At 69.0% G+C, this 20,261-nt stretch carries 24 protein-coding genes and 1 pseudogene; 13 read left to right on the plus strand and 12 right to left on the minus strand.

The genetic code is table 11. The annotated features are described in order from the left end of the window. Positions 1-15: 15 nt before the first annotated feature. A complete protein-coding gene (locus tag AB0I04_RS18735) occupies positions 16-921 on the minus strand; it encodes a LysR substrate-binding domain-containing protein (protein ID WP_360885922.1) in 906 nt (301 codons plus the stop codon). A 161-nt stretch (positions 922-1,082) separates the two neighbouring features. Here AB0I04_RS18735 and AB0I04_RS18740 point away from each other — a divergent pair, with 161 nt between their 5' ends. From AB0I04_RS18740 to cbbX, 3 genes are read left to right on the plus strand one after another with little or no spacing between them, the layout of a single operon-like run. After that, on the plus strand, positions 1,083-2,513 hold the full coding sequence (locus tag AB0I04_RS18740) for a form I ribulose bisphosphate carboxylase large subunit (RefSeq protein ID WP_360885924.1): 1,431 nt from the start codon (positions 1,083-1,085) through the stop codon (positions 2,511-2,513). An 8-nt stretch (positions 2,514-2,521) separates the two neighbouring features. Then, positions 2,522-2,947, plus strand: a complete 426-nt coding sequence (locus tag AB0I04_RS18745; protein ID WP_360885926.1) for a ribulose bisphosphate carboxylase small subunit — start codon at positions 2,522-2,524, stop codon at positions 2,945-2,947. Next, positions 2,944-3,930, plus strand: coding sequence for a CbbX protein (gene cbbX, locus AB0I04_RS18750; RefSeq protein WP_360885927.1), 987 nt, complete (start codon positions 2,944-2,946; stop codon positions 3,928-3,930). Before AB0I04_RS18745 ends, cbbX begins: the two co-directional genes overlap by 4 nt. 40 nt (positions 3,931-3,970) lie before the next feature. Here the strand turns inward: cbbX and AB0I04_RS18755 are convergent, their stop codons facing one another. Beyond that, positions 3,971-4,564 carry a TetR/AcrR family transcriptional regulator gene (locus tag AB0I04_RS18755; RefSeq protein ID WP_360885929.1) on the minus strand — a complete coding sequence of 198 codons (594 nt, stop codon included), beginning with the start codon at positions 4,562-4,564 and terminating at the stop codon, positions 3,971-3,973. A 24-nt stretch (positions 4,565-4,588) separates the two neighbouring features. On the opposite strand from AB0I04_RS18755, the gene AB0I04_RS18760 reads away from it, so the two are divergent. After that, positions 4,589-5,380: a nuclear transport factor 2 family protein gene (locus AB0I04_RS18760; RefSeq protein ID WP_360885930.1), complete on the plus strand. Its 792-nt coding sequence runs from the start codon at positions 4,589-4,591 to the stop codon at positions 5,378-5,380. 117 nt (positions 5,381-5,497) lie between these two features. Beyond that, positions 5,498-6,799, plus strand: a complete 1,302-nt coding sequence (locus AB0I04_RS18765; protein ID WP_360885932.1) for a cation:proton antiporter — start codon at positions 5,498-5,500, stop codon at positions 6,797-6,799. Positions 6,800-6,933: 134 nt separating this feature from the next. On the opposite strand, the pseudogene AB0I04_RS18770 reads toward AB0I04_RS18765, so the two are convergent. Next, a pseudogene (locus tag AB0I04_RS18770) lies at positions 6,934-7,119 on the minus strand (hypothetical protein); the annotation flags it as partial. Between the two features lie 34 nt (positions 7,120-7,153). On the opposite strand from AB0I04_RS18770, the gene AB0I04_RS18775 reads away from it, so the two are divergent. Together AB0I04_RS18775 and AB0I04_RS18780 are read left to right on the plus strand one after the other, a co-directional pair. After that, the gene (locus AB0I04_RS18775; protein ID WP_360885933.1) at positions 7,154-7,723 is read left to right on the plus strand and encodes an alcohol dehydrogenase catalytic domain-containing protein; all 570 of its coding nucleotides are present in this window, start codon (positions 7,154-7,156) and stop codon (positions 7,721-7,723) included. Beyond that, the gene (locus AB0I04_RS18780; RefSeq protein WP_360885935.1) at positions 7,612-8,106 is read left to right on the plus strand and encodes a zinc-binding dehydrogenase; all 495 of its coding nucleotides are present in this window, start codon (positions 7,612-7,614) and stop codon (positions 8,104-8,106) included. Before AB0I04_RS18775 ends, AB0I04_RS18780 begins: the two co-directional genes overlap by 112 nt. 323 nt (positions 8,107-8,429) lie before the next feature. Here AB0I04_RS18780 and AB0I04_RS18785 read toward each other — a convergent pair whose 3' ends face one another. Then, the gene (locus AB0I04_RS18785; RefSeq protein ID WP_360885937.1) at positions 8,430-9,173 is read right to left on the minus strand and encodes a MerR family transcriptional regulator; all 744 of its coding nucleotides are present in this window, start codon (positions 9,171-9,173) and stop codon (positions 8,430-8,432) included. A 38-nt stretch (positions 9,174-9,211) separates the two neighbouring features. On the opposite strand from AB0I04_RS18785, the gene AB0I04_RS18790 reads away from it, so the two are divergent. Beyond that, a complete protein-coding gene (locus AB0I04_RS18790; RefSeq protein ID WP_360885940.1) occupies positions 9,212-9,496 on the plus strand; it encodes a hypothetical protein in 285 nt (94 codons plus the stop codon). A gap of 23 nt (positions 9,497-9,519) precedes the next feature. Here the strand turns inward: AB0I04_RS18790 and AB0I04_RS18795 are convergent, their stop codons facing one another. Together AB0I04_RS18795 and AB0I04_RS18800 are read right to left on the minus strand one after the other, a co-directional pair. Next, positions 9,520-10,035 (minus strand): GNAT family N-acetyltransferase, encoded by a 516-nt coding sequence (locus AB0I04_RS18795; RefSeq protein WP_360885942.1) that lies wholly within the window; start codon positions 10,033-10,035, stop codon positions 9,520-9,522. Positions 10,036-10,171: 136 nt separating this feature from the next. Further along, positions 10,172-11,266 (minus strand): DUF4037 domain-containing protein, encoded by a 1,095-nt coding sequence (locus tag AB0I04_RS18800; RefSeq protein ID WP_360885944.1) that lies wholly within the window; start codon positions 11,264-11,266, stop codon positions 10,172-10,174. A 279-nt stretch (positions 11,267-11,545) separates the two neighbouring features. Between AB0I04_RS18800 and mptB the strand changes: the two genes are divergently transcribed. Then, entirely contained in the window at positions 11,546-12,910 is a 1,365-nt protein-coding gene (gene mptB / locus AB0I04_RS18805) for a polyprenol phosphomannose-dependent alpha 1,6 mannosyltransferase MptB (RefSeq protein WP_360885945.1), read from the plus strand. A 168-nt stretch (positions 12,911-13,078) separates the two neighbouring features. On the opposite strand, the gene AB0I04_RS18810 is transcribed toward mptB, so the two are convergent. Beyond that, a complete protein-coding gene (locus AB0I04_RS18810) occupies positions 13,079-13,195 on the minus strand; it encodes a DUF397 domain-containing protein (RefSeq protein WP_360885947.1) in 117 nt (38 codons plus the stop codon). 11 nt (positions 13,196-13,206) lie between these two features. Further along, positions 13,207-14,202: a helix-turn-helix transcriptional regulator gene (locus tag AB0I04_RS18815; RefSeq protein WP_360885949.1), complete on the minus strand. Its 996-nt coding sequence runs from the start codon at positions 14,200-14,202 to the stop codon at positions 13,207-13,209. Between the two features lie 56 nt (positions 14,203-14,258). Between AB0I04_RS18815 and AB0I04_RS18820 the strand changes: the two genes are divergently transcribed. Together AB0I04_RS18820 and AB0I04_RS18825 are read left to right on the plus strand one after the other, a co-directional pair. Then, positions 14,259-14,759 (plus strand): ATP-binding protein, encoded by a 501-nt coding sequence (locus AB0I04_RS18820; RefSeq protein ID WP_360885951.1) that lies wholly within the window; start codon positions 14,259-14,261, stop codon positions 14,757-14,759. Further along, on the plus strand, positions 14,756-14,980 hold the full coding sequence (locus tag AB0I04_RS18825) for a hypothetical protein (protein WP_360885953.1): 225 nt from the start codon (positions 14,756-14,758) through the stop codon (positions 14,978-14,980). Before AB0I04_RS18820 ends, AB0I04_RS18825 begins: the two co-directional genes overlap by 4 nt. Before the next feature lie 109 nt (positions 14,981-15,089). On the opposite strand, the gene AB0I04_RS18830 is transcribed toward AB0I04_RS18825, so the two are convergent. Further along, entirely contained in the window at positions 15,090-16,298 is a 1,209-nt protein-coding gene (locus AB0I04_RS18830) for an RNA-guided endonuclease TnpB family protein (protein WP_360885954.1), read from the minus strand. 438 nt (positions 16,299-16,736) lie between these two features. Further along, positions 16,737-16,868, minus strand: a complete 132-nt coding sequence (locus AB0I04_RS18835; protein ID WP_360885956.1) for a hypothetical protein — start codon at positions 16,866-16,868, stop codon at positions 16,737-16,739. A 73-nt stretch (positions 16,869-16,941) separates the two neighbouring features. On the opposite strand from AB0I04_RS18835, the gene AB0I04_RS18840 reads away from it, so the two are divergent. Continuing rightward, positions 16,942-17,391 (plus strand): hypothetical protein, encoded by a 450-nt coding sequence (locus AB0I04_RS18840; protein WP_360885958.1) that lies wholly within the window; start codon positions 16,942-16,944, stop codon positions 17,389-17,391. 49 nt (positions 17,392-17,440) lie between these two features. On the opposite strand, the gene AB0I04_RS18845 is transcribed toward AB0I04_RS18840, so the two are convergent. Both AB0I04_RS18845 and AB0I04_RS18850 read right to left on the minus strand, forming a co-directional pair. After that, on the minus strand, positions 17,441-18,124 hold the full coding sequence (locus AB0I04_RS18845) for a maleylpyruvate isomerase family mycothiol-dependent enzyme (RefSeq protein ID WP_360885960.1): 684 nt from the start codon (positions 18,122-18,124) through the stop codon (positions 17,441-17,443). A 252-nt stretch (positions 18,125-18,376) separates the two neighbouring features. Continuing rightward, a complete protein-coding gene (locus AB0I04_RS18850; RefSeq protein ID WP_360885962.1) occupies positions 18,377-18,895 on the minus strand; it encodes a carboxymuconolactone decarboxylase family protein in 519 nt (172 codons plus the stop codon). 115 nt (positions 18,896-19,010) lie between these two features. On the opposite strand from AB0I04_RS18850, the gene sigJ reads away from it, so the two are divergent. Beyond that, positions 19,011-20,042, plus strand: a complete 1,032-nt coding sequence (gene sigJ, locus AB0I04_RS18855) for an RNA polymerase sigma factor SigJ (RefSeq protein WP_360885964.1) — start codon at positions 19,011-19,013, stop codon at positions 20,040-20,042. Positions 20,043-20,261 lie beyond the last annotated feature (219 nt).

A 20,261-nucleotide genomic window follows, 5' to 3' on the forward strand; every position in this document is an offset into this window, starting at 1 on the left:
CGATGGGCGTCTGATTCATCCAACGCTACTCGCCAGTAGGTGAGGGTCGGCCGGGGTGGGCCCCGTCCAACCGCCCGCGGCGAGGATGTGGGAGACGAACAGCCGCGTCGTCGCCGTCGGGGCGGTGCCCGCCACGGCGTGCCACGGCCGGTGCAGGGGAGTGCCGGGCGCGTCCACCACGGCCAGCCTCCCGCCGGCGAGCTCGTCACGTACCGCGTCGCGCGAGACCAGGGCGGCGCCGAGCCCCGCCGCGGCGCCGGCGATGACCGCGCCGTTGGAACCGAGGACGAGCTGTGGCGGGTCCACGTCACGCTCGGAGAGGTAGGCCTCGGCCGTACGGCGCGTGCCCGATCCGGGTTCGCGCATCACCCACGGTGTGGTGTCCAGCGCGAACGCGGCGGCGACGCCGGGGGACGCCACGACGACCAGGTCGTTCGGGCGGGTCGCCAGGACGGTCGCGGGGAGGTTCGCCGGCGGCCGTCCGCCGAGCACCAGATCGGCCGCGTGGGCCGCCAGACGATCCCACACCAGGCTGCTCGGGCCGACCTCCAGGGCGAGGTCCACCTCAGGCCACCGGGCGCGGAACGTCGCCAGCAGCGCGGGCAGTACCTGGTCCGCGGCCGTGGTCACGGCCGCGAGTCGCAGCCGTCCGCGTCCGGCGTCGTCGCCGCCGCGGGCCGCCGCGCGGCCCTCCTCGAGGAGTCCGAGGACGCGGCGCGCGTAGTCGGTGTAGATCCGCCCCGCGGGCGTCAGCACCACGCCGCGACCGGCGCGCTCCACCAACGCGACCCCGATGTCGCGCGCGAGCGCGGTGACCGCGGCGGACACCGCCGACTCGGTCACGACGAGCCGCCGCGCGGCCGCGCGCACCGATCCGGTCTCCGCGAGGGCGACGAGCGCCCGCAGGCGTGCCTCGGTCATGTCGAACCCGGCTCCGTGAACACCCGCAGATGTGCCTCGGTCATGTCGGCCCCATTTCCGGCGAACCCCCGCAGACGTACGGCCGTCATTTGAGCGATCGCTTCAGTGTCATGCCGGAATTCTTGATGGACAGTACAAGTGTCGTCCCGCACGCTCAAGGCATGACGAATCGATGGTCGGCGGGTGTCATCCCGTACGCGGAGATGGGCTACTGGCAGCCCGACTACGAGCCGGGCCCGAGCGACGTCCTGGCGGCGTTCCGGATCACCCCGCAGCCCGGCGTCCCGCCGGAGGAGGCGGGCGCGGCGGTGGCGGGGGAGTCGTCGACGGCGACGTGGACCGTCGTGTGGACGGACCGCCTCACCAGCTACGAGGAGTACCAGGCGAAGTGCTACCGCGTCGACGCGGTGCCCGGCGCCGAGAACCAGTACATCGCGCACATCGCGTACAAGCTCGACCTGTTCGAGGAGGGCTCGATCGCGAACCTCACCTCTTCCATCATCGGGAACGTCTTCGGGTTCAAGGCGCTGCGGGCGCTGCGGCTGGAGGACATGCGCATCCCGCCGCACTACGTGAAGACCTTCCAGGGGCCGGCGCACGGCATCGTGATGGAGCGGGAGTATCTGGGCAAGTTCGGCCGCCCGCTGCTCGGTGCGACGGTCAAGCCGAAGCTCGGCCTGTCGGCGCGCAACTACGGGCGAGTCGTGTACGAGGCCCTCTGCGGTGGCCTCGACTTCACCAAGGACGACGAGAACATCAACTCCCAGCCGTTCATGCGCTGGCGCGACCGGTTCCTGTACTGCATGGAGGCGGTCGCCAAGGCTCAGGCCGCGACCGGCGAGGTCCAGGGTCACTACCTGAACGTCACCGCCGCCACGATGGAGGACATGTACGAGCGCGCGGAGTTCGCCCGGGACCTCGGCAGCGTCATCGTCATGATCGATCTGACCGTCGGCTACACCGCGATCCAGTCGATGGCCCGGTGGGCGCGGCGCAACGGGATGCTGCTGCACCTGCACCGGGCCGGGCACTCGACGTACACCCGGCAGAAGACCCATGGCGTGAGCTTCCGCGTCATCGCCAAGTGGATGCGGCTGGCCGGCGTCGACCACATTCACGCCGGTACGGTCGTCGGCAAGCTGGAGGGCGACCCGAACTCCGTGGCCGGCTTCTACGACACCCTGCGCCTCGATCACGTCACCGCCGATCCCGTACGGGGCCTCTACTTCGACCAGGAATGGGCGTCGATGCCGGGCGTGATGCCGGTCGCGTCCGGCGGGATCCACGCCGGGCAGATGCACCAGCTCCTGCACCACCTGGGCGAGGACGTCATCCTGCAGTTCGGCGGCGGCACCATCGGCCACCCGATGGGCATCGCCGCGGGCGCCACCGCGAACCGCGTCGCACTAGAAGCGATGATCAAGGCACGCAACGAGGGCCGGCACTTCCTCGCCGAAGGACCCGACATCCTGCGGGCGGCGGCCAAGCGCAGCCGCGAGCTCGACATCGCCCTGTCGACCTGGGGCGACGTCACGTTCGACTTCGAGTCCACCGACACGCCGGACGTCGCCCCGACGCCCACCCTGACGTGAGGATCACCATGCGCATCACCCAGGGCACCTTCTCCTATCTGCCCGACCTGACCGACGGAGAGATCAGCGCGCAGATCGCGTACGCGCTCGGCAACGGCTGGCCGTGCTCGGTGGAGTTCACCGACGACCCGCATCCCCGCAACGCGTACTGGGAGATGTGGGGACTGCCGATGTTCGACCTGCGCGACGCGGCCGGCGTGCTGCATGAGATCAACGAGTGCCGCCGCGCCTACCCGCACCACTACGTACGGCTGAACGCCTACGACGCCCGCTACGGACGCCAGACGACCGCGCTGTCGTTCATCGTCCAGCGGCCCGCCGTGGAGCCGGGCTTCCGCCTGGACCGTACGGAGACCGCCGACCGGCGAGTGCACTACCGCGTGCACCCGTACGCGCTGGACCGGCCGGCCGGCGAGAGGTACCGGGCGCGATGACCGCGCGTCTCGGCTTCGACATGCGCGCGACGGATTCCGGCGGCACGTACGACGCGGGCGGTTCCGGTGATGTCCCGGGGCCGCCCGAGCCCTTGCCGCATGACGCCCGCGTCGACCTGGCGCGCGCGGAGGAGGAGTCGCGGATCGGCCAGGTGCTCGCCGCCCTCGACGCGGAGCTGGTCGGGCTGCTCCCGGTGAAGACCCGGATCCGGGAGATCGCGGCGCTGCTGCTCATCGACCGGCTGCGCGCGAGGTTCGGGCTCGGCACCGCCCCGCCGAACCTGCACATGTGCTTCACCGGCAGCCCGGGCACCGGCAAGACGACCGTCGCGACACGGCTCGCGGAACTGCTGCACCGGCTCGGCTACCTGCGCCAGGGCCACCTGGTCGCGGTGACGCGCGATGACCTCGTCGGCCAGTACGTCGGACATACCGCCCCGAAGACCAAGGAGGTGCTCAAACGGGCGATGGGCGGCGTGCTGTTCATCGACGAGGCCTATTACCTCTACCGCGCCGAGAACGAGCGCGACTACGGCCAGGAGTCGATCGAGATCCTGCTGCAGATGATGGAGAGTCACCGCGACGACCTCGTCGTCGTCCTCGCCGGATACCGGGACCGGATGGACTCCTTCTTCACGTCCAACCCCGGGATGAGCTCCCGGATCGCGCACCACATCGACTTCCCCGACTACACCGTGGAGGAGTTGGAGGCGATCGGCGCCCTGATGCTGCACCGCGACGGCTTCGTCCTGGCGTCGCAGACGGCGCCGGTGTTCCGCGACTATCTCGAGCGGCGCCGCCGCCGGCCCCGGTTCGCCAACGCGCGCAGCGTCCGCAACGCCCTCGAACGCGCCCGCCTCCGGCACGCCGCCCGGCTGCTCGCCGAAGGCGGCGAGGTCGGCCGGGAGGATCTGAGCACACTGCGCCCCGAGGACTTCCTCGCCAGCAGCGTCTTCACCGACCCGGCGGCCGCCCACCCATGACCTGGCCGGTCTCGGTGCGTGTTAGTGCACTTGCCGGCGTTCAGGCACGCAGTCCTGACACCAGCTGTTGGATGCAGGCCAGTGCGGTACGACGGGCCGCCTGCGGATCGCTGGTGGTGGCCATGCCAAGCGCGGCCTCGGCCACGAGGGCGCAGATGAGTCTGCTGGTCACGGCCGGGTCGGCAGGCGCGATGACGCCGTTTTGGGCGAGCCGCTCCACCATATGGCGCACGACGCCGCCGGTGGTCTGCTCGTCCAGCGCTCTCCATCGCACCCAGCCGAGCACTCCCGGTGCCTCTTCCAGCACGATCCGGCGGAACCGCTCGGAGATAGTGAGGTCGAGGTAGGCGGCCACGGCGGCCATCGCGCCGGGCCAACTCGGTGCGGTGCGTGTGTCATCGAGCGCGATCTGGTCGACGGCCTCGCGCTGCACGCGTTCCACCACGGCGGTGAAGACCGCTTCCTTGTTGGCGAAATGCCGGTACAGCGCGCCCTTGGTGAAACGCGCGGCCTCGGCGATCGCGTCCAGCGAGGTCGCGTGGTAGCCGCCGGCGATGAACAGGTGTTCGGCCGAGTCCAGAAGCGACTGCCGCGTCTGCTCCACGTATTGGAGTCGCTGGGGTGGCGCCTTCATGCTACCGACTGTACCGTAGATACTATGAGTATCACTGATACCGACCGGCAGCGCGTGGTCGAGGAGTTCGCACTCGGCTGGCGAAATCCCGAACCGCACGCCTGGGACGATCTGTTCGCCACGGACGTCTGCCTGGAGCAGCCCCTCCTTAGCAAGGGGCGCGGCCAGGCCGTCTGGCACCGAGGCCTCGCCCAACTGCTCACGCTCGTCCCCGACCTGCGCGGCCGCGTCCATGGCTGGGCCGCCCACGGCGACGTCCTGTACATCGACATCGAACTCACCGGCACACTCGGCGGCCGGTCGCACAGCGTGCGCGCCGTAGACCGGCTGACCCTCAACGAGCGCGGGCTCGTCACGGCACGCCGCTCGTTTCTCGACCCGGTGCCGCTCGCACTGGCCATCGCCGCGCGCCCGGCCGCATGGCCGGCCTGGTGGCGGTCAGGTCTGCCGCCGCTGGCCGGGCGGGCCGCCGAAAAGAACACGGCACGCGTCGTCGCCGCCCTGGGCGCGACACGTCTGATAGTCGGCCTGGCGACGCTCGCCGCACCACAACTGGCGCGCCGCGCCGTGGGGCTGCCCGGCGCACCCACCGACGACCGTGGTCTGTTCGCCCGCTTGTTCGCTGCGCGAGACGCCGCGCTCGGCGCCGCCACCCTGTCCTCGGATCCGGCGATCAGCGGCCTCGGCCTGCGCCTGGGAGCGCTCTGTGATCTGGCCGACGTCGCGGCCGGACTGCTCGCCGGCCGTCACCGGATGGCGCTGGCAGCCGCCGGCTTCGCTGCGGCCGCGGGACTCGCGCTGCTGTCGGATTCATAGCCGAACCAGAAGCAGAAACCGGGCGCCGCAACCTATGGCGTGATCTCGGGTGCCATGTGATCATGACAATCGCCATCCGGCAATTCCGATCTACTCACCCTGGATATGGAGCGTTCCATGAAGAGCCTTGCGCAGCATTCGGATTTAATGATCGCGGCCGTAATGGCCGATATCGCGATTGTCCTGGTCGTAGGGGCGATCCTCGGTCGCCTGGTACGACATCTGCGACAACCACCGGTCATCGGCGAGATCATCGCTGGTATCGCGCTCGGGCCCAGCCTGCTCGGGCTGCTCCCGGGCAACCCCACCGCCCACATTTTTCCGGCTGAGGGCCGGCCGTACCTGTCGGCGATCGCGCAGGTCGGGCTGCTGGTCTTCATGTTCGGCATCGGCTGGGAGTTCGACAGACGGCTGCTGAACGGGCGCCGCGGCGCGGCCGGCGCGGTATCGATCAGCTCGATCGCGCTCGCCTTCGGTCTCGGCATCGCCCTGGCGACGTTGCTGTACTCCCACCACAAGACCGTGAAGGGCCACCACACGTCGTTCACGGCGTTCGCGCTGTTCATGGGTGCGGCGATGTCCATCACCGCGTTCCCGGTGCTCGCCCGGATGCTGACCGAGCACCGCATGATGGGGACCCGAGTGGGCGCTCTCGCGCTGGCCAGCGCGGCCATCGACGATGTGCTCGCGTGGTGCCTCCTCGCGCTGACCGCCGCGATCGTCACCGCCAACGGCGCCACCGGGCACATGGTGCAGATCGGCATCCTGTCGGCGGTCTACGTGGCGATCATGGCGCTGCTCGTACGCCCGGTGCTGGCCTACATGACTCGCAAGTGGGTCACGGACCGCGTGCCGCCGCTGTACGTCATCATGCTCGTGGCCGGGCTCTTCCTGTCCTCCTACGCCACGACATGGATCGGCATCCACGCCATTTTCGGCGCCTTCGCCTTCGGCGTCATCATGCCGCGCGAGCCGTTCGATGTTCTCGCCGAAGGCGTAAAGCGGCCGTTCGATGGAATCAGCATGGTGCTGTTGCCGGTCTTTTTCATCGTGACCGGCCTGAACGTCGATATCAGCGCCCTTTCCGGCCGAAACGTCATCGAACTGGCCGCGATCATCCTTGTCGCCTGCGCCGGAAAGGTGATCGGCGCGACGGCCCCTGGAAAGCTCACCGGAATGTCGTGGCGTGAAGCCGGCACCCTCGGCCTGCTGATGAACACCCGCGGTCTGACCGAGCTGATCATCCTCAATGTCGGCGTCAGCCTCGGTGTCCTTGACGGCCGAATGTTCACAATGATGGTACTGATGGCGCTGGTCACAACGGCTCTGGCCGGCCCACTTCTGCCGAACGCCCCCGCATCACCGGACGAACTCGCCGACCGCCGCTACGCGCGATCAGGAGAGCCGCAAGCGGCATGACCCCGACCCGAGCACGGCGGCCGGCGGAACGCGTTTCCGCCGGCCGCCGTGTGCGTGACCCGCTGTCCAGGTAGGAGGCGCAGCGAACAAGCCGCCATCCGACCGCGACCTGCCTCTAACGCGACGCGGGCAGATCAGCTGGTCGCGGCGGGAAAGAGCCGCTGGACGGCAGCGACGATCGCGGCCCGCCGGGCAGCCAGGAAGGCGTCGCGGTCTTTGCCGTCGGGGCCGAGGCCGGTCTGGCCGGCCCAGGAGGTTGCGATCTGGCTGACGAACATCAGGACGTCTTCGGGCGCCCATGCGAGGTCGAGGATGCCGGCTTCCTGGGCTCCTCTGCGGGTCTACATTGCGATCATGCGAGCCGTGGTGATCGATTCCCAAGGGACCTTCCGGCTGGAGCAGCGTCCAGAGCCGGTCGCGGGGCCGGGCGCCGTGGTGGTCCGGGTGCGGGCCGCTGGACTCAACGCCGCTGACCTGCAGCAGGCACGGGGGGACTACCCGGCGCCGCAGGGATGGCCGGCCGACGTGCCCGGCCTGGAGGTCGCAGGTGAGGTCGAGCAGGTCGGAGCCGGTGTCACGGGGGTTGTGCCCGGGGATCGGGTGATGGCACTGGTCGGCGGCGGGGGCCACGCCGAGCGGATCACGGTGCCCGCCGATCTCTTGCTGCCGGTGCCGGAGGGCCTGCCGTGGGAGGAGGCCGCCGGTTTCCCGGAGGCGTTCAGCACCGCCTGGGACGCCCTTGTCACCCAGGCGGGGGTCCGCGCCGGCGACCGGGTGCTGGTCAACGGCGCGGCGGGCGGGTGGGCACGGCAATGGTGCAGGTCGCCGCGGTCTCCGGGGCGCATGCGATCGCGAGCGTGCGACGGCCCGAACTCCATGCCCGGGTGGAGGCACTCGCCCCGGACGGCCGAGTGGACGTCGTGACTCCCGGCCAGGAAGCCGCGCACGCGCCGTACGACGTGATCGTGGAACTGGTCGGCGGCGAGGACTGCCTGCAGCGGGTCGCCCTGCTCCGCAGCCGGGGCAAGGTGCTCGTCGTCGGGGTCCAGGCCGGCACCACGGCGCCGCTGCGGATGTTCGACCTCATGCTCGCGCGGGCCCAATTGATCGGCACGACCATCCGCGGGCGCTCACACGCCGAAAAAGCGCTGCTCGCCGCCACCGTGCAGACGTCCGTGGTGCCCCTGCTGGCGCAGGGGCGGCTGCGGGTACCCGTCGACGCGGCCTTCCCGCTCGACCTGTTCGCGGACGCCTACGCCCGCCTGTCCGGTCCGGGCAAATTCGGCAAGGTCATCCTGCTGCCCTGACGGTCTCGCATGGCTCCGCGTCGGAGGTAACGCGGAGCGACACCATCACCGCGGTGGCCGAGCCCCGTTTCGGGCAGCGGAACATCGGTCAGGGCACGGGCCGCCTTGCTCGATAAGGGCCCATGGCGACGCACCAGCCTGCTAATCGCCGCCGCGGCCGCCCTGGCCGCCGCAGCCGCGAGCCGGCTGCTCAGGCCCGCCCCCACAACGACGACAGGAGGTACGCACTCGAACTGACCACGACCCACCAGGCCGCTACGGTTGCGGTGCGACGAGGCGACGGAAGAGCGAGGAAGCGGGGTCACCGCCACTCGATCCCCACGTTAGAGCCGTTGGCGGACAAGGGCGTCGAGTCGCTGCCATGCCGGTGACGAGGCGTTGACGGTCCCCTGGATCAGGGCGGGGATGTCGGAGTCGGTGTCCTGCCCTGGCAGGTTGTCGAGGTCATATCGGTCTCGGGTGGCGTCGGCCATGCGACCTGCCAATTCCTCGATGAAGGGGTCGTGGGGGTCGAGGTCGTGGGCGCGGTCGTAGTCGAGGAAGATCTGCCGTAGGGCGGGGTCGGCGACGGATTGTGCCTGGTCGTGGAGCAACTCGGCCGCCGTCTCCGGGTGGGTGGCGAAGACGAGGACCCACAGGTCGGCCTGCAGTTCCACCCAGCGGCGGCTGAACCCGAACTCGCGCAGCCGGTCCAGGTGGGCGCCGACTCCAGGGGGCAGCAGGTCGGTGTCGCCGGCGGCGAGACGTCGCAGGCGTTTCTGGGTTCGGCGAAGGCTGCGGATGCGAGCCGTGAGTTCGGCGTCGGCGTCGTGGAGGGCCTGGCGGAGGTCCGCGTCTGGGGCGGCGCGCAGTTCCCGGATGCGGGCGAGGGGGACTCCCGCGTCGGCGAGAGTGCGGATCTTGATGAGGTCGATGGCGTGCCGGGCGGTGTAGCGCCGGTAGCCGGACGAGTCGCGTTCGGGCTCGGGCAGCAGGCCCTTGGCGTGGTAGACCCGGATCGTCTTGATCGTCACACCGGCGTACCGGGCGAGCCGGCCGATGGTTATCACCTGCTCATACTCCCGCACTTGACCTTGCCCTAAGGGCAGGGTCGCAGCATGGGGCCATGGTGAGCATGACCCCGGATCGGGACACTCTGCGCGCGTTGGCCGACGAGGGCAACGAAGCCGCCTTGGATCGGCTGGCGGACCTGGCCGATGCCCGCGGTGACCTGGACGAACTGAACGAACTGCTGGACGAGGGCTGCGAACGGGCGGGGCAACTGCTCACCCGCCGCGCGGTCTCAGCAGGGGACCTGCGCGAGCTGCAGCGGCTGTGGGACGCCGGTTCAGAGGAGGCCGGCGAGGAACTGCAGCGGATCCTGTCCACCCCGATCGGGCCCGGGGACTGACCGTGATGATGTAGGTGAGAGTCTCATCGAGAGGTCGAGCTCACACCCTGGCCGTAGAGGTGGACGGTCTGGCCGCGGTATTGGATGTCGCGCAGGTGGCGGTGGCCGATCCGTTCCGCGACGGATATGGAACGGGAGTTGCCCGGCAGGATGACGGAGATGACTTCGTGTGCGCCCAACTCGTTGAGGCAGTAGCTCACAGAAGCGCGGGCCGCCTCCGTGGCGTAGCCCTTTCCCCAGTGTTCTCGTGCCAGGCACCAGCCGACCCCCAGCCCCGGAAACCCGTGCGGCTGCCAGGGCCCGGCGCGCCCTACGAACCGGCCTGTGGCCTTCTCCACCAGCGCCCAGTGGGAGTAGCCGCGGATCTCCCGGTGCCCGATGAACATGGCGAGACTTCGCCAAGCATCAGCCGGTGAGGTACCGACACTCTCCGCCAGCCCTCCCGAGACCTGCGGGTCGGCCAGCATCGCGGCGTAATCGGCGAAGTCCTCGCCCGTCAGTGGTCGCATCATGAGCCGATCCGTCTCCAGCACAGTCATGATCGAAGTATCTGGCAGAAGGCAGGTATCCGCATCCGGTCAACGCCGTCGGCGCCCTTGGCCGTCTGTGGGTCGCCCAAGGCCCGGTGGTGGGCGGGAGCACTAGGGGGTGGTGCGAAAGTGCCGACGAAGCGGTTCAGGGAAGTGTCTCGACGACAGCCCGTGGCAGCTCCTGCGAGCCCAGGAAGTCGGTGTTGTCGGCCCATTGATCGACGCTCCCGATCCGTGGAAGGGCGCGCAAGTATGGATCGGTGACCGTCTCCGCCAGCGCGTTCGCGAAACGTTCGGCGAACAGCACCCGATACGGGCGGCCGTGGTACGGCCGGCAGGTCGCGGCCAGGGGTGCCGTCAGGCCGGTCCGTTTGTGCAGCGTGGCCACGGTCTCGTAGGCGTCGCACAGGTGCTTGGCCCGTTGCCGGTACTGTGTCGCCGCCAAGGCTGCCTGGAGGGACGGGGTCAGCCGTTCGGCCACTGGCAGTCGCTGGAACGCGCTGCCGAGCCATTTGCTGTAGGGCGCGTACCGGCGCTCCAGGAGCAGGCACAGTCGCATGAGGTCGCGGACGAGGCGTCCGGCGACGACCGCAGACCCCAGGGGGTCCCCAACCTCCGCGCAGCGTCCCACGAAGGCCTCTTCCTGGGAGACCCGCTGCCACTGACAGGTCAGGAGGTACCGCCACACCTGGTCTGGGTACCAGGCCAGTCGCTTCCGGGCCATCGTGAGTGTGCCCAGGCTGTCGTGGAATACCTCCCCGCCGGTGACTTCGGCGAGGTGCTGCTGCGGCATGGCCAGCCAGTCACCGAGCGTGGGCTCGGTTGATGTCGGATCGACCCCGAGGTGCCCGGTCAACCACGAGCCGGCCTCCAGCGTGAGCACTCGGTGGTTCACCGGGCCGTCGGTGGGCTCCATATGGCCGACCTGATCATTGATCTGCCGAAAGTGCGTGGGGCGTCCGCGCACCTGTTTGGGCAGCCGCTCAGCCAATACGCGGTGGATGCGGGCGCCGTGCGCCGCCGCGTCCTGCGGGGTGAGGAAGAGCAGCAGCCGTGGCCCCCAGTCGTGGTCGGTCGATCGGGGAGTGTCGAACCCCAGGACTTCCGAGCCCGCGCCTACCAGTGCGGCGGCATGCGGCAACTCCGGATACATCTGAGTCAGGATCGGCCGTACCGCCTCCTCGTAGAGGATGCGTGACAGCGCGAGGCCGGAGAGGAATTCTGCGTCGGATGTCGTCACCCGGTCACTCTGGCTCACTCGGCATCCGTTAACCACCGCTTTTGACGGTGCTGGTCACAGCCACTCGTTGATGGCCGCGACCAGCACGGTCGCGTGGTAGCGGACGGCGAGCCTCCGGCACCGATTGGTAAGACGTTCGACCACGGCCGCCTTTTCCTCGACCCGGGTTCATGTGGAGGCCGTATTGTGCCTCGCCTGATGATGGATCCCAAAACCTCATGGGTCCCGCGCGTCCTCTCAATTCTCACGATCACCGGATTCTGCCTCAGCATCGCGTTCATGGCGCTGGTTGGCCTGTACCGGTTCCCCGCGACCGTTCCGCCGCTCGACGGCGACGGCCTCTTCCCGCGGCTCCGCTGGACACCCGACTCGGACCTGTGGGTCACGGGCATCCTGTGGTCCGCGATGATCAGCGGGGTGGCCGGCCTCACCGCCGGGCTGCTGGCCGTACGCCAGGGCTGGCGGCCATGCCCGGGTCGGCTCGTGGCCGTCGGATCGCTCGCGATCGCGGTGCTGGTGATCGCCCCGCCGATGGGGACGACCGACACGATGGACTACGTCGTGTACGGCCGGATGGCGGCACTGGGCTACAACCCGCACGTCATGACGCCCCGGCAGTTCCGTGCGAAGGGGGACCCGGTGGGCGCGCTCGCGCCGGAACCGTGGCAGGACATCCCGTCGGTGTACGGACCGCTGGCGACAGCGACCGAATGGGCGGCATCGGAGATGCCGGGCGGCTCGGCGACCTCGACGGTGTTCTGGCTGAAGATCTGGAACGCCATGGCGTTCCTCGCGGCGGCGCTCGCGCTCGACCGGCTCGCGGGCCCGGACCGGTCGCGGCGGGTCCGCGTGCACCTGCTGTGGACGCTCAACCCGCTCATGCTGTGGGCCCTGATCGGCGGGGCGCACGTCGACGGGCTCGCGGTCGGCTTCGCGGTGGCCGGCCTCGCGGTGGCCGGCCCGGCGATCCTCCGAAGCGGCCTTGCCGGCCTGCTACTCGGCGCCGCCGCTGCGGTGAAGGCGCCCTATCTGCTGCTCGGCGCCGGAGCGGCCTGGGCCGTACGACGCGCGCCGCGCTCCCTGCTCGCTCTCGGCTCGGGCGCGATCACCGTCCTCGTCACCGGGTACGCGGTGATCGGCACCGCGGGGATCACGGCGTCGACCCGGAGGAGCGAGTCGCCGTCGTGGAACACGCCGTGGCAGCTGCTCATCCCGCTCATCGGCCGACTACCGTCATGGCTGTCACTCGCGTCCCTCGTGCTCGCCGTCGCGGTCGCAACGCTTCTCCTGCGCACCCGCCCGTACGGTCTGGGCGAGAGGGCCCCCTGGCTGGGTACCGCGCTGGCGATCTGCACGGCATGGGTCGTCACCACGCCGGTTTACTATCCTTGGTACGAGGCCTTGGTCTTCCCGGTCATCGCGCTGTACCCGGCAACCCGGCTGGACTGGATCCAGCTCGCCCGCGCCCTGGTCGCGACCCTCGGCTGCCTGCCAGGCGTCGCCTTCCGGCTCGGCGACCCTTGGCTGCGCTCCGCGATGATGCACGGGCCCCTGCCGTACCTGGTGCCCGTCGCGCTCCTCATCCTCGTCCTCGTCCTGGTCGGCGAGGCGGCGCTCCGCCGCACTGCTCGCGACGTTCTCTAGTTTTGTTCTGGAGGCTGGCGAGGAACTACAGCGGATCCTGTCCGCACCGATCGAGCGTGAGGAGTGACGGTCCGCCGAGACCGTCTGCGAGCGGCTCCTGGCCCCGGTCGATTGGAAACGCAGAACGCCCCAGCGACAGCACGCTGAGGCGTTCAGTTCTCCCGTAGGTCAGCGCTTGATCTGCTCTTGGCCGGCGACGACGGCCACTTCAACGCAATCTCCGCCGCCCTGGCCCTGGGAGTGGCTGCTCTTGCGCCAAGTAGAGACCTCGTTCGGCTGGGACACGGTGTGTTACCTCATTCACTTTGCTCGGCCAATCGCCTGAGGTAGGTGATTGACTCGTTCGGTCCAAGCGCGGTCGCGCTCAGATGCTGGAAGACCCGCCGACGCTCTTCGACCTCCTTCTGGCCTTCGATGTAGAGGGACTCTGGCCGGAATTCGCGGTACACCAGGCTGGGATCTTCCTCATAGTCCAGGATCACGAACGAGCCGGATAGACCCGGATGCGGGTCGGCGGTCATCGGCATGATCTGGACGGTGATGTGCTCCAGGCGTTCCGTGTCGATCAGCCGCTGGAGTTGCTCCGCCTTGGCGTCTGCGGAGCCGAATGACCGGATCACGGCGCATTCGTCGATGACGGCCCAGAGGAATGGTGGCTGCTCGTGGTCCAGAATCTTTTGTCGCTCCATGCGGAGTTGGATCAGGCGCTCGATCTTCTGCTCATCCGTCATGAGCCAGCCGCGGTGCAGAGCGCGGGCGTAGGCGGGCGTTTGGAGCAGGCCGGGGATGACCAGCGGTTGGAAGCTGAAGATCTTCGTTGCTTCTGCTTCGAACTCGACGTAGTTGTCCTCTAGAGCACCGTATGCCGTCCACCATCCCCGCTGACGTGCCTCGCGGGTGAGGGTGAACAGCGCCTCGCGCCGGGCCTCGTCGGCGACGTCGTAGACATCGAGCAGCGCCTTGATGTCGGAGACGCGTGGCCGGACGGCCAGGGCGCGTTCCAGCCGGTTGACCTTGCCGTCGGCCCACTCCAGTTTGCGTGTCACCCGATCGGCGGTGAGCCCGGCCCCCTCTCGGAGCTTGCGCAACTCGCGAGCGAGACGGCGTCGTCGGACGGTCGGGCTGTGCCGGGCGTCAGCCATCTGTTCGTCGTCCTCTCCCCAGTTTCCGTGGAGTTGGCCGGTCACTGATCGTAGGCCAGTGGTCACGCTGGCCGGACAGTTCTGGAGAAAAACCCCAACAACAAAGACCCAATTGCAATTACACAATGCGTGGAGGATAGTTGAGCGCACCGTATCCAGATGGCTACTACAAGTAGTGGCCCACTCCCACCTCCGGGGAGTCCTCCATGACGCAGTACGTGCCAGGCGCACCGAGGGACATCGAGCGTGTGCACGTTCAGCCCCTCGGCCCAGCCTGGGTCGAGATTCAGCCGGTACCCGAGGCTGTCGCCGATGCTCGGCGGATGGTTCGCGGGCGGCTTGGGCCCGCTGATCCGGACTTCGTGTACAACGTCGAGCTGGTGACGTCCGAGTTGGTCACCAACGCCGTCCGGTGCGTCCGGACGCTGGAGGCGCCGTCGCTCGGTGTCGAGCCGGGAATCTGGCTCGCCGTCGAGGCGCACGCGCGGTGGGCTCGTCTGCGGGTCCGCGATCCCTATCCCGGCGTGCTGCCGACGAAGAAGCAGCCGGATCTCACCGACACGAACGGGCGCGGGATGCTGATCAGCGAGGCCGTGGCCGACCTGGTCTGGGTCGAGGTCGGCGGCGCGGACAAGGTGGTCCATGCCGTCCTCGCCAAGCCCGGGGTGACCCTGACCCCGGCCGAGATCGCGGGGTTCGGCCGATGACCCACCCGGGGCCGATCCCGGTCATTCCGGGGTTCAGCGTGCAGGAGGACCCGCTGACGGGGGAGTGGGTCGCCGTCTCCGCCTCCGGCAAGTACAAGATCCGCGGTCGCACCCAGCGAGAGCTGGAGGAGCACCGCTGGGCACTGTACGGCCAGGTCCTGGCCGAGTTCCGTCAGGCCATCGCCGAGACCTGGCCGCGCCCGACCCCGCCGCAGCGATAAGGCCCCGCACGGCCGCCAGTGCGGATGGACTCCAGAAGGGAGGTGGGTTCTTGACTTCCTCCCCCTTCTGAAGGAGGGGGATTCCCATCGGCCGTGCGGCTGATCCGGCCTAGGCCGGGCGCCTCGCGGCGCGGGTTTCCTGTTTCAGTGCCGACTGCGGAAGGGAGGGCCCTTGCCGTCTTACACCAGCTCCACAGGCATCACCGGGGGTTTGCCCGGTTACGGCTCGACCAGCCGCAAGGATGTTCTTGGCCGCGTTGATGTCCCGGTCGTGGCGGGTGCGGCAGCCCGGGCACGTCCAGTGCCGGGTGGAAAGGCTGAGGTTGGCGAGCAGGTGCCCGCAGGCCGAGCAGGTCTTGGAGGAGGGGTACCAGCGGTCGATGACCACGAGCGTGCGTCCGGCGCGTTCGGCCTTGTACTCCAGTTGCCTGCGGAACTCACCCCATCCCGCGTCGGAGATGGCGCGCGCCAGAGCGCGGTTCTTGACCATGTTGGTGACCGCGAGGTCTTCGATCACGATGGTGTCGGCCCTGCGGATGAGGTTGGTGCTGGTGCGGTGCAGGAAGTCAGCGCGGGCGTTGCGGACCTTGCGGTGAGCGCGGGCGACCTTGGCCTTGGCCTTACGGCGGTTCATGCTCTCGCGCTCGCAGCGGGCCATGCGCCGCTGATATCGGGCCAGGTTGCGGGCCTTGCGCTCCAGATATCGGGGGTTGGCGATCCGCTCCCCGTCAGAGGTCACCGCGAAGTCCTTGATCCCGAGGTCGACGCCGATGGCGTGCCCTTCCTCGTCCATGGGCTCGGGTGTTTCGGTGTCGATGGCGAACGTGACGTACCAGCGGCCGTCGGTGTCGCGGGAGATGACGACCATGGTGGGGTTGAGCGTGGACACCTCGGCGTCGTCGAAGGACCATACGAACCGCAGCGGTGCCTGGGTCTTGGCCATGGACAGCTCGCCGTTGTTCATGCGGAACGCCGAGCGGGTGTAGTGCGCGGTCTGCCGGGAGTTGCGGTTCTTAAAGCGGGGGTATTTGGTGCGGCCGGCGAAGAAGTTCGCGAACGCCGCGTGCTGATGCCGCAGCGTCTGCTGCAGCGGGACGGAGGAGACCTCGGACAAGAACGCCAGGTCCTCGGTCTTCTTCCACGAGGTCAACGCAGCGTCGGTCTGCTTATAGGAGGTCCTTTCGCCCCGCTCGTGATACGCAGCGTGACGTTCGGTGAGGGTCTTGTTCCACACCAGGCGCACACAACCGAACGTGCGGTTGAACACCGCCGCTTGTTCGGGGTCCGGGTAGGCCCGGCACTTGTACGCCGTCCGCATGACCGCGAAATTACAGATGACATGCGTGCACGTAAAGCGCTTTGTCGAATTGCGGTGAATTCCGTTTTTAGGCCGTATCGGCTGGGTCGGGACGGTTTTGGCGGAGTCCGAATCCCTCCCCGGACTGAAGGCCGCAGCATCCTTCGGAGGAACAACTAGACGAACGAAGCGGTGTGGCGCACGGCCACGCGCCGGTGCGGCGGCTATACCGGCGACGACGGAGGTGGTGGAAAATGTGGTAGATCGACTTCGGCGCGGTGATCGCCCCCTCGAAGGCGTCCACGGCGTCGGCCGGTGACAGCCGCGGCACTCCGTGCGGCGTCGTGGCGCTGTGCGTGGCCGCCACCGATGCGGCGAGCCGGTCGTTGCGGCAGCTTCCCGCGACGCTCGGCGGCGTCTCCACGTGCGCGGGGCCGTGCGCCTTCACCCGCGGGAGGATCAGATCGACGAGTAGCTGCGGGCCTGGACGGCGGCGGTCGCCGTCGGTATCGACTGGCTGATCGAGCAGAGCCGGGCGTTGCAGGCCGCCAGGCACATCGAGCGTGAGGCCTGCGTCGAGATCGCCGTCATGCCGTGAGTGAAAGGGCGTCCCCCCGAAAGGGAGTCGGGGGGACGCCCCCCACGAGGATAAGGATGATCACTGGTGCACTTCCACGGATACCTGTATCGCGGCCCCGGCGAGGCGATCAAACCGTTCGACGACGCGCGACGAGCCGGCACCGCCGAGTTCCAGACCGCCACCGTCCCACCCGAGGCCACCTGCGCCTGGCTCGCACGCCCGGCCCGGATGATCCAGGGAACCTGGGACGACCCCGCCGACGCGGTCGCCTGGCTGTCGCAGCAGTACACCGACATCGCCGACTCCCGGATGCACCTCGAACAGCAGCGGGCGGCCCCGACCTTGGAGGCGATGGCCGCGAACGCCCTCGACGCATTAACCCGGGGCAACGACGTCGTCTGGGCCTGGTGGCTGCGCGGCGGCAACTTCATCGACCTGACCGTGGCCTGCTGCCCGAATCGTGACGGCGATGGGCGCTGCTCGATCGGCAGGGCTGATTCACGACCAGAAGCCGTAAGCCGACGCACCCCGTGAGCCATCGGCGGGCTGAGCGGCTCCACGCGCCGAGGCCTCGCCAAAGCTCTCAGCCGAGGCTCAGCCAGCGGATGCCCGCGCGCTCTACCTCGGCGGTCTCCGCGTCGGTCATCGGCTCCCGGCCGGTGGCCTTGCACAGGAACGTCACCTGATCCCAGCCCAGGCGGCGTACTTCTTCGAACCCGCGAGGCCCAAGGAGCATCCGGGTGAGGAGATCGCCGGCGGACTCGGTCAGCCAGGGTCGGCGTCCGACCGCGATGGCGAGGTCCAAGCCGTGCACGGCCACCTCGACCACGCGCGTGACCAGGAAGTCGGTCAGCAGCATGGGGTCACCGTGACGCGTACGGACCACGCGGTCGTCAGGCTCCGTCTCGCACCGGCGGGCCGCCGTTGTCCAGACGTCGTCGAACTCCTGAACGATGTCCTTCCCGCTGGGTGCCTGCGCCGCGCGCTCGCGGGCCAGTTCGATGCGCCGATCGTTGGTCTCAGGTGAGAAACGAGCATCGTGCCGGTAGTAGTCGACGGCGGAGACCGTCGCCTGCGGCGGGGCATCTCCGTCCAGCATGCCCGGCAGCCAGGCCATGGCGACCATCACGTGGCCGAGCAGCTCCCGTACCGTCCACGGTTCGCACGCCGTCGGCCGCGACCACTCATCCTCGCCCAGGATGCGCATCGCCGCCGAAAGCCGCTCCGCCTCCGCGTTGAAGGCCTCCATCACTTGATCACGTTGCATTTGCCGAACGCTACCCGGGTCGGCCTTCGCCGGAGTCACCCGCCATCCGGCGGCGACGGCCCCGGCGCCTGCCAGGGCCGTCGGTACGAACGGTCAGCGGATGTTGTCGTAGCGGTAGGCGGTCCAGCGCACGTGGCCTGCGGCGCCCGCCGTGCCCCGGCCGAGAAACCCGGTGTGGTCGCCGGGCCGCATATCGGTACGGGAGATCTGCGTTCCGACGCTCGGCAGCGACTCACCTTGAGCCAGTTGGCGTTACTTGCTGTAGTTCTTGCCGATGGGCCTACCAGGGATCGGCTTGCCGATGAGAGCGACCGGGGCGAACAAGCAGAAGTGGCCGATCGCCATGGTGAGCGTCCAGAGCGCCTCGTCGTCGTAGAGTGCGGATGCCTTGGCGAACAGCTCGTCGGAGACGCGTTCCCCGAATGGGTTCGGGGTGAGGACGGCCTCCACGAGTTCCAGCGCGACCCGTTCGGCGTCGGTGAAGTAGGGGGCGTCCTGCCATGTCGCCGCGGCGGTGATGCGCTTCTCTGTTTCCCCGGCTTTGCGGAGGTTGTCGGTCAACGAGATGGCGTGGTAGGTGCTGCCGATGATCTGCGCGGCGCGGAGCAGCATCAGGCTGATGGTGGTCTGCGGAACCGGCCCGTTCCGGACGGCGTTACGCACGGCTCCGGAGAGTTTTGCCACCTCGGGGAAGAGCTGGGTGAGGTTGGGCAGACGCGACTGGATGCCGTCCTGCTCCGTCGTCGTGTCGGTCATCGTTGGTGTGGACATGGCGAGTCTTCCTTCCTGCGTGCTGGATGGTGTCTCACCAGTCCGACAACAAAGGCGCTCGGAATGTGAGGCGGGGCGCCAACGTCACGTTTAGGGGCGCTGTCTTGTCGAACCGGTGAGGACAGACGCGACCGAGGGAGCCGGCGACACCATGATCACCCCTTCCGAGCCGGGAGACGGCCGACCCGACCCGAGCCTGAGCGCGCTCATGAGCGAGCGGCGTCAGCTGGTCAACCTCGCCTACCGGCTTCTCGGCTCCCTCGCCGAAGCCGAGGACGCCGTGCAGGAGACCTACGCCCGCTGGTACACCCTGTCCTCACAGCAGCGGCAAGCCATCGAATCCCCCGGCGCCTGGCTGACCAAGGTCGCCGGCCGCATCTGCCTCAACCTGCTCAGCTCGGCACGAGCCCGACGGGAGAACTACGTCGGCGACTGGATCCCCGAGCCCCTGCCCGAACCCGCGGAGTGGTCAGGCGGTCGGGCGGGCGGCGCCACCATCGACCCGGCCGACCGCGTCACCCTCGACGAGTCGATCAACATGGCCTTCCTCGTCGTACTCGAATCAATGACCCCGGCCGAACGCGTCGCCTTCATCCTCCACGACGTCTTCCGCTATCCCTTCGCCGAAGTCGCCGACATCGTCGGCCGTACGCCGGCGGCCTGCCGCCAACTGGCCTCATCGGCCCGCCGCCGCATCCGCACCTCGCGGACACCCGCGCCCCCGACCGCCCGGCAGGCCGCCATCGTCAGGAACTTCAAGCAGGCCTGGGAAGCCAAGGACATCCACGCCCTCATCGGCCTCCTCGACCCGAATGTCACGGCAACCGGCGACAGCGGCGGCCTAGCCACCACCGTGCGCCGCCCGGTCGAAGGCGCCGAGCAGATCGCGCGCGGCCTCGTCGATCTCGTCGGCAGGCTGGCCGACCTGACGATCCTGGAGCGTACCGTCAACGGTCAGCCCGGCCTGGTCGCCCAGCAGGACGGCGTCACCGTGACCGTGTACGCGTTCGACATCGCGGGCGACCGGATCACGCGCATCTGGGCCGTACGCAACCCCGAGAAGCTCCGGCCGTGGACGGCGGGCCACAGCACCCGCCATCACGTCGAAGACCGGCCGCCGGCACGGTCAGATGTCCGTCAGCTGTGACGTCTGAGCCGAGACCGCCCCTACGGACCGAGTTCACCCGGGCGATCCACCGGTCGGGGGAGCCGGACCCACGTCGTACGCGCCTATCGTCCGGAGGGAAGGCGCCGTCATCCGTCCATGGGCTCCCGGCGGAGGCGTCGCCGGCATCCGTGCCCCGGCCGCGCGGGATGTACTCGCGGTCGTCGGGGCCGCGGGCCGTACCCGGGGACGTGCGTCCTC

This window comes from Actinoallomurus sp. NPDC050550 (assembly GCF_040655075.1).
Taxonomy (GTDB): Bacteria; Actinomycetota; Actinomycetes; order Streptosporangiales; family Streptosporangiaceae; genus Actinoallomurus.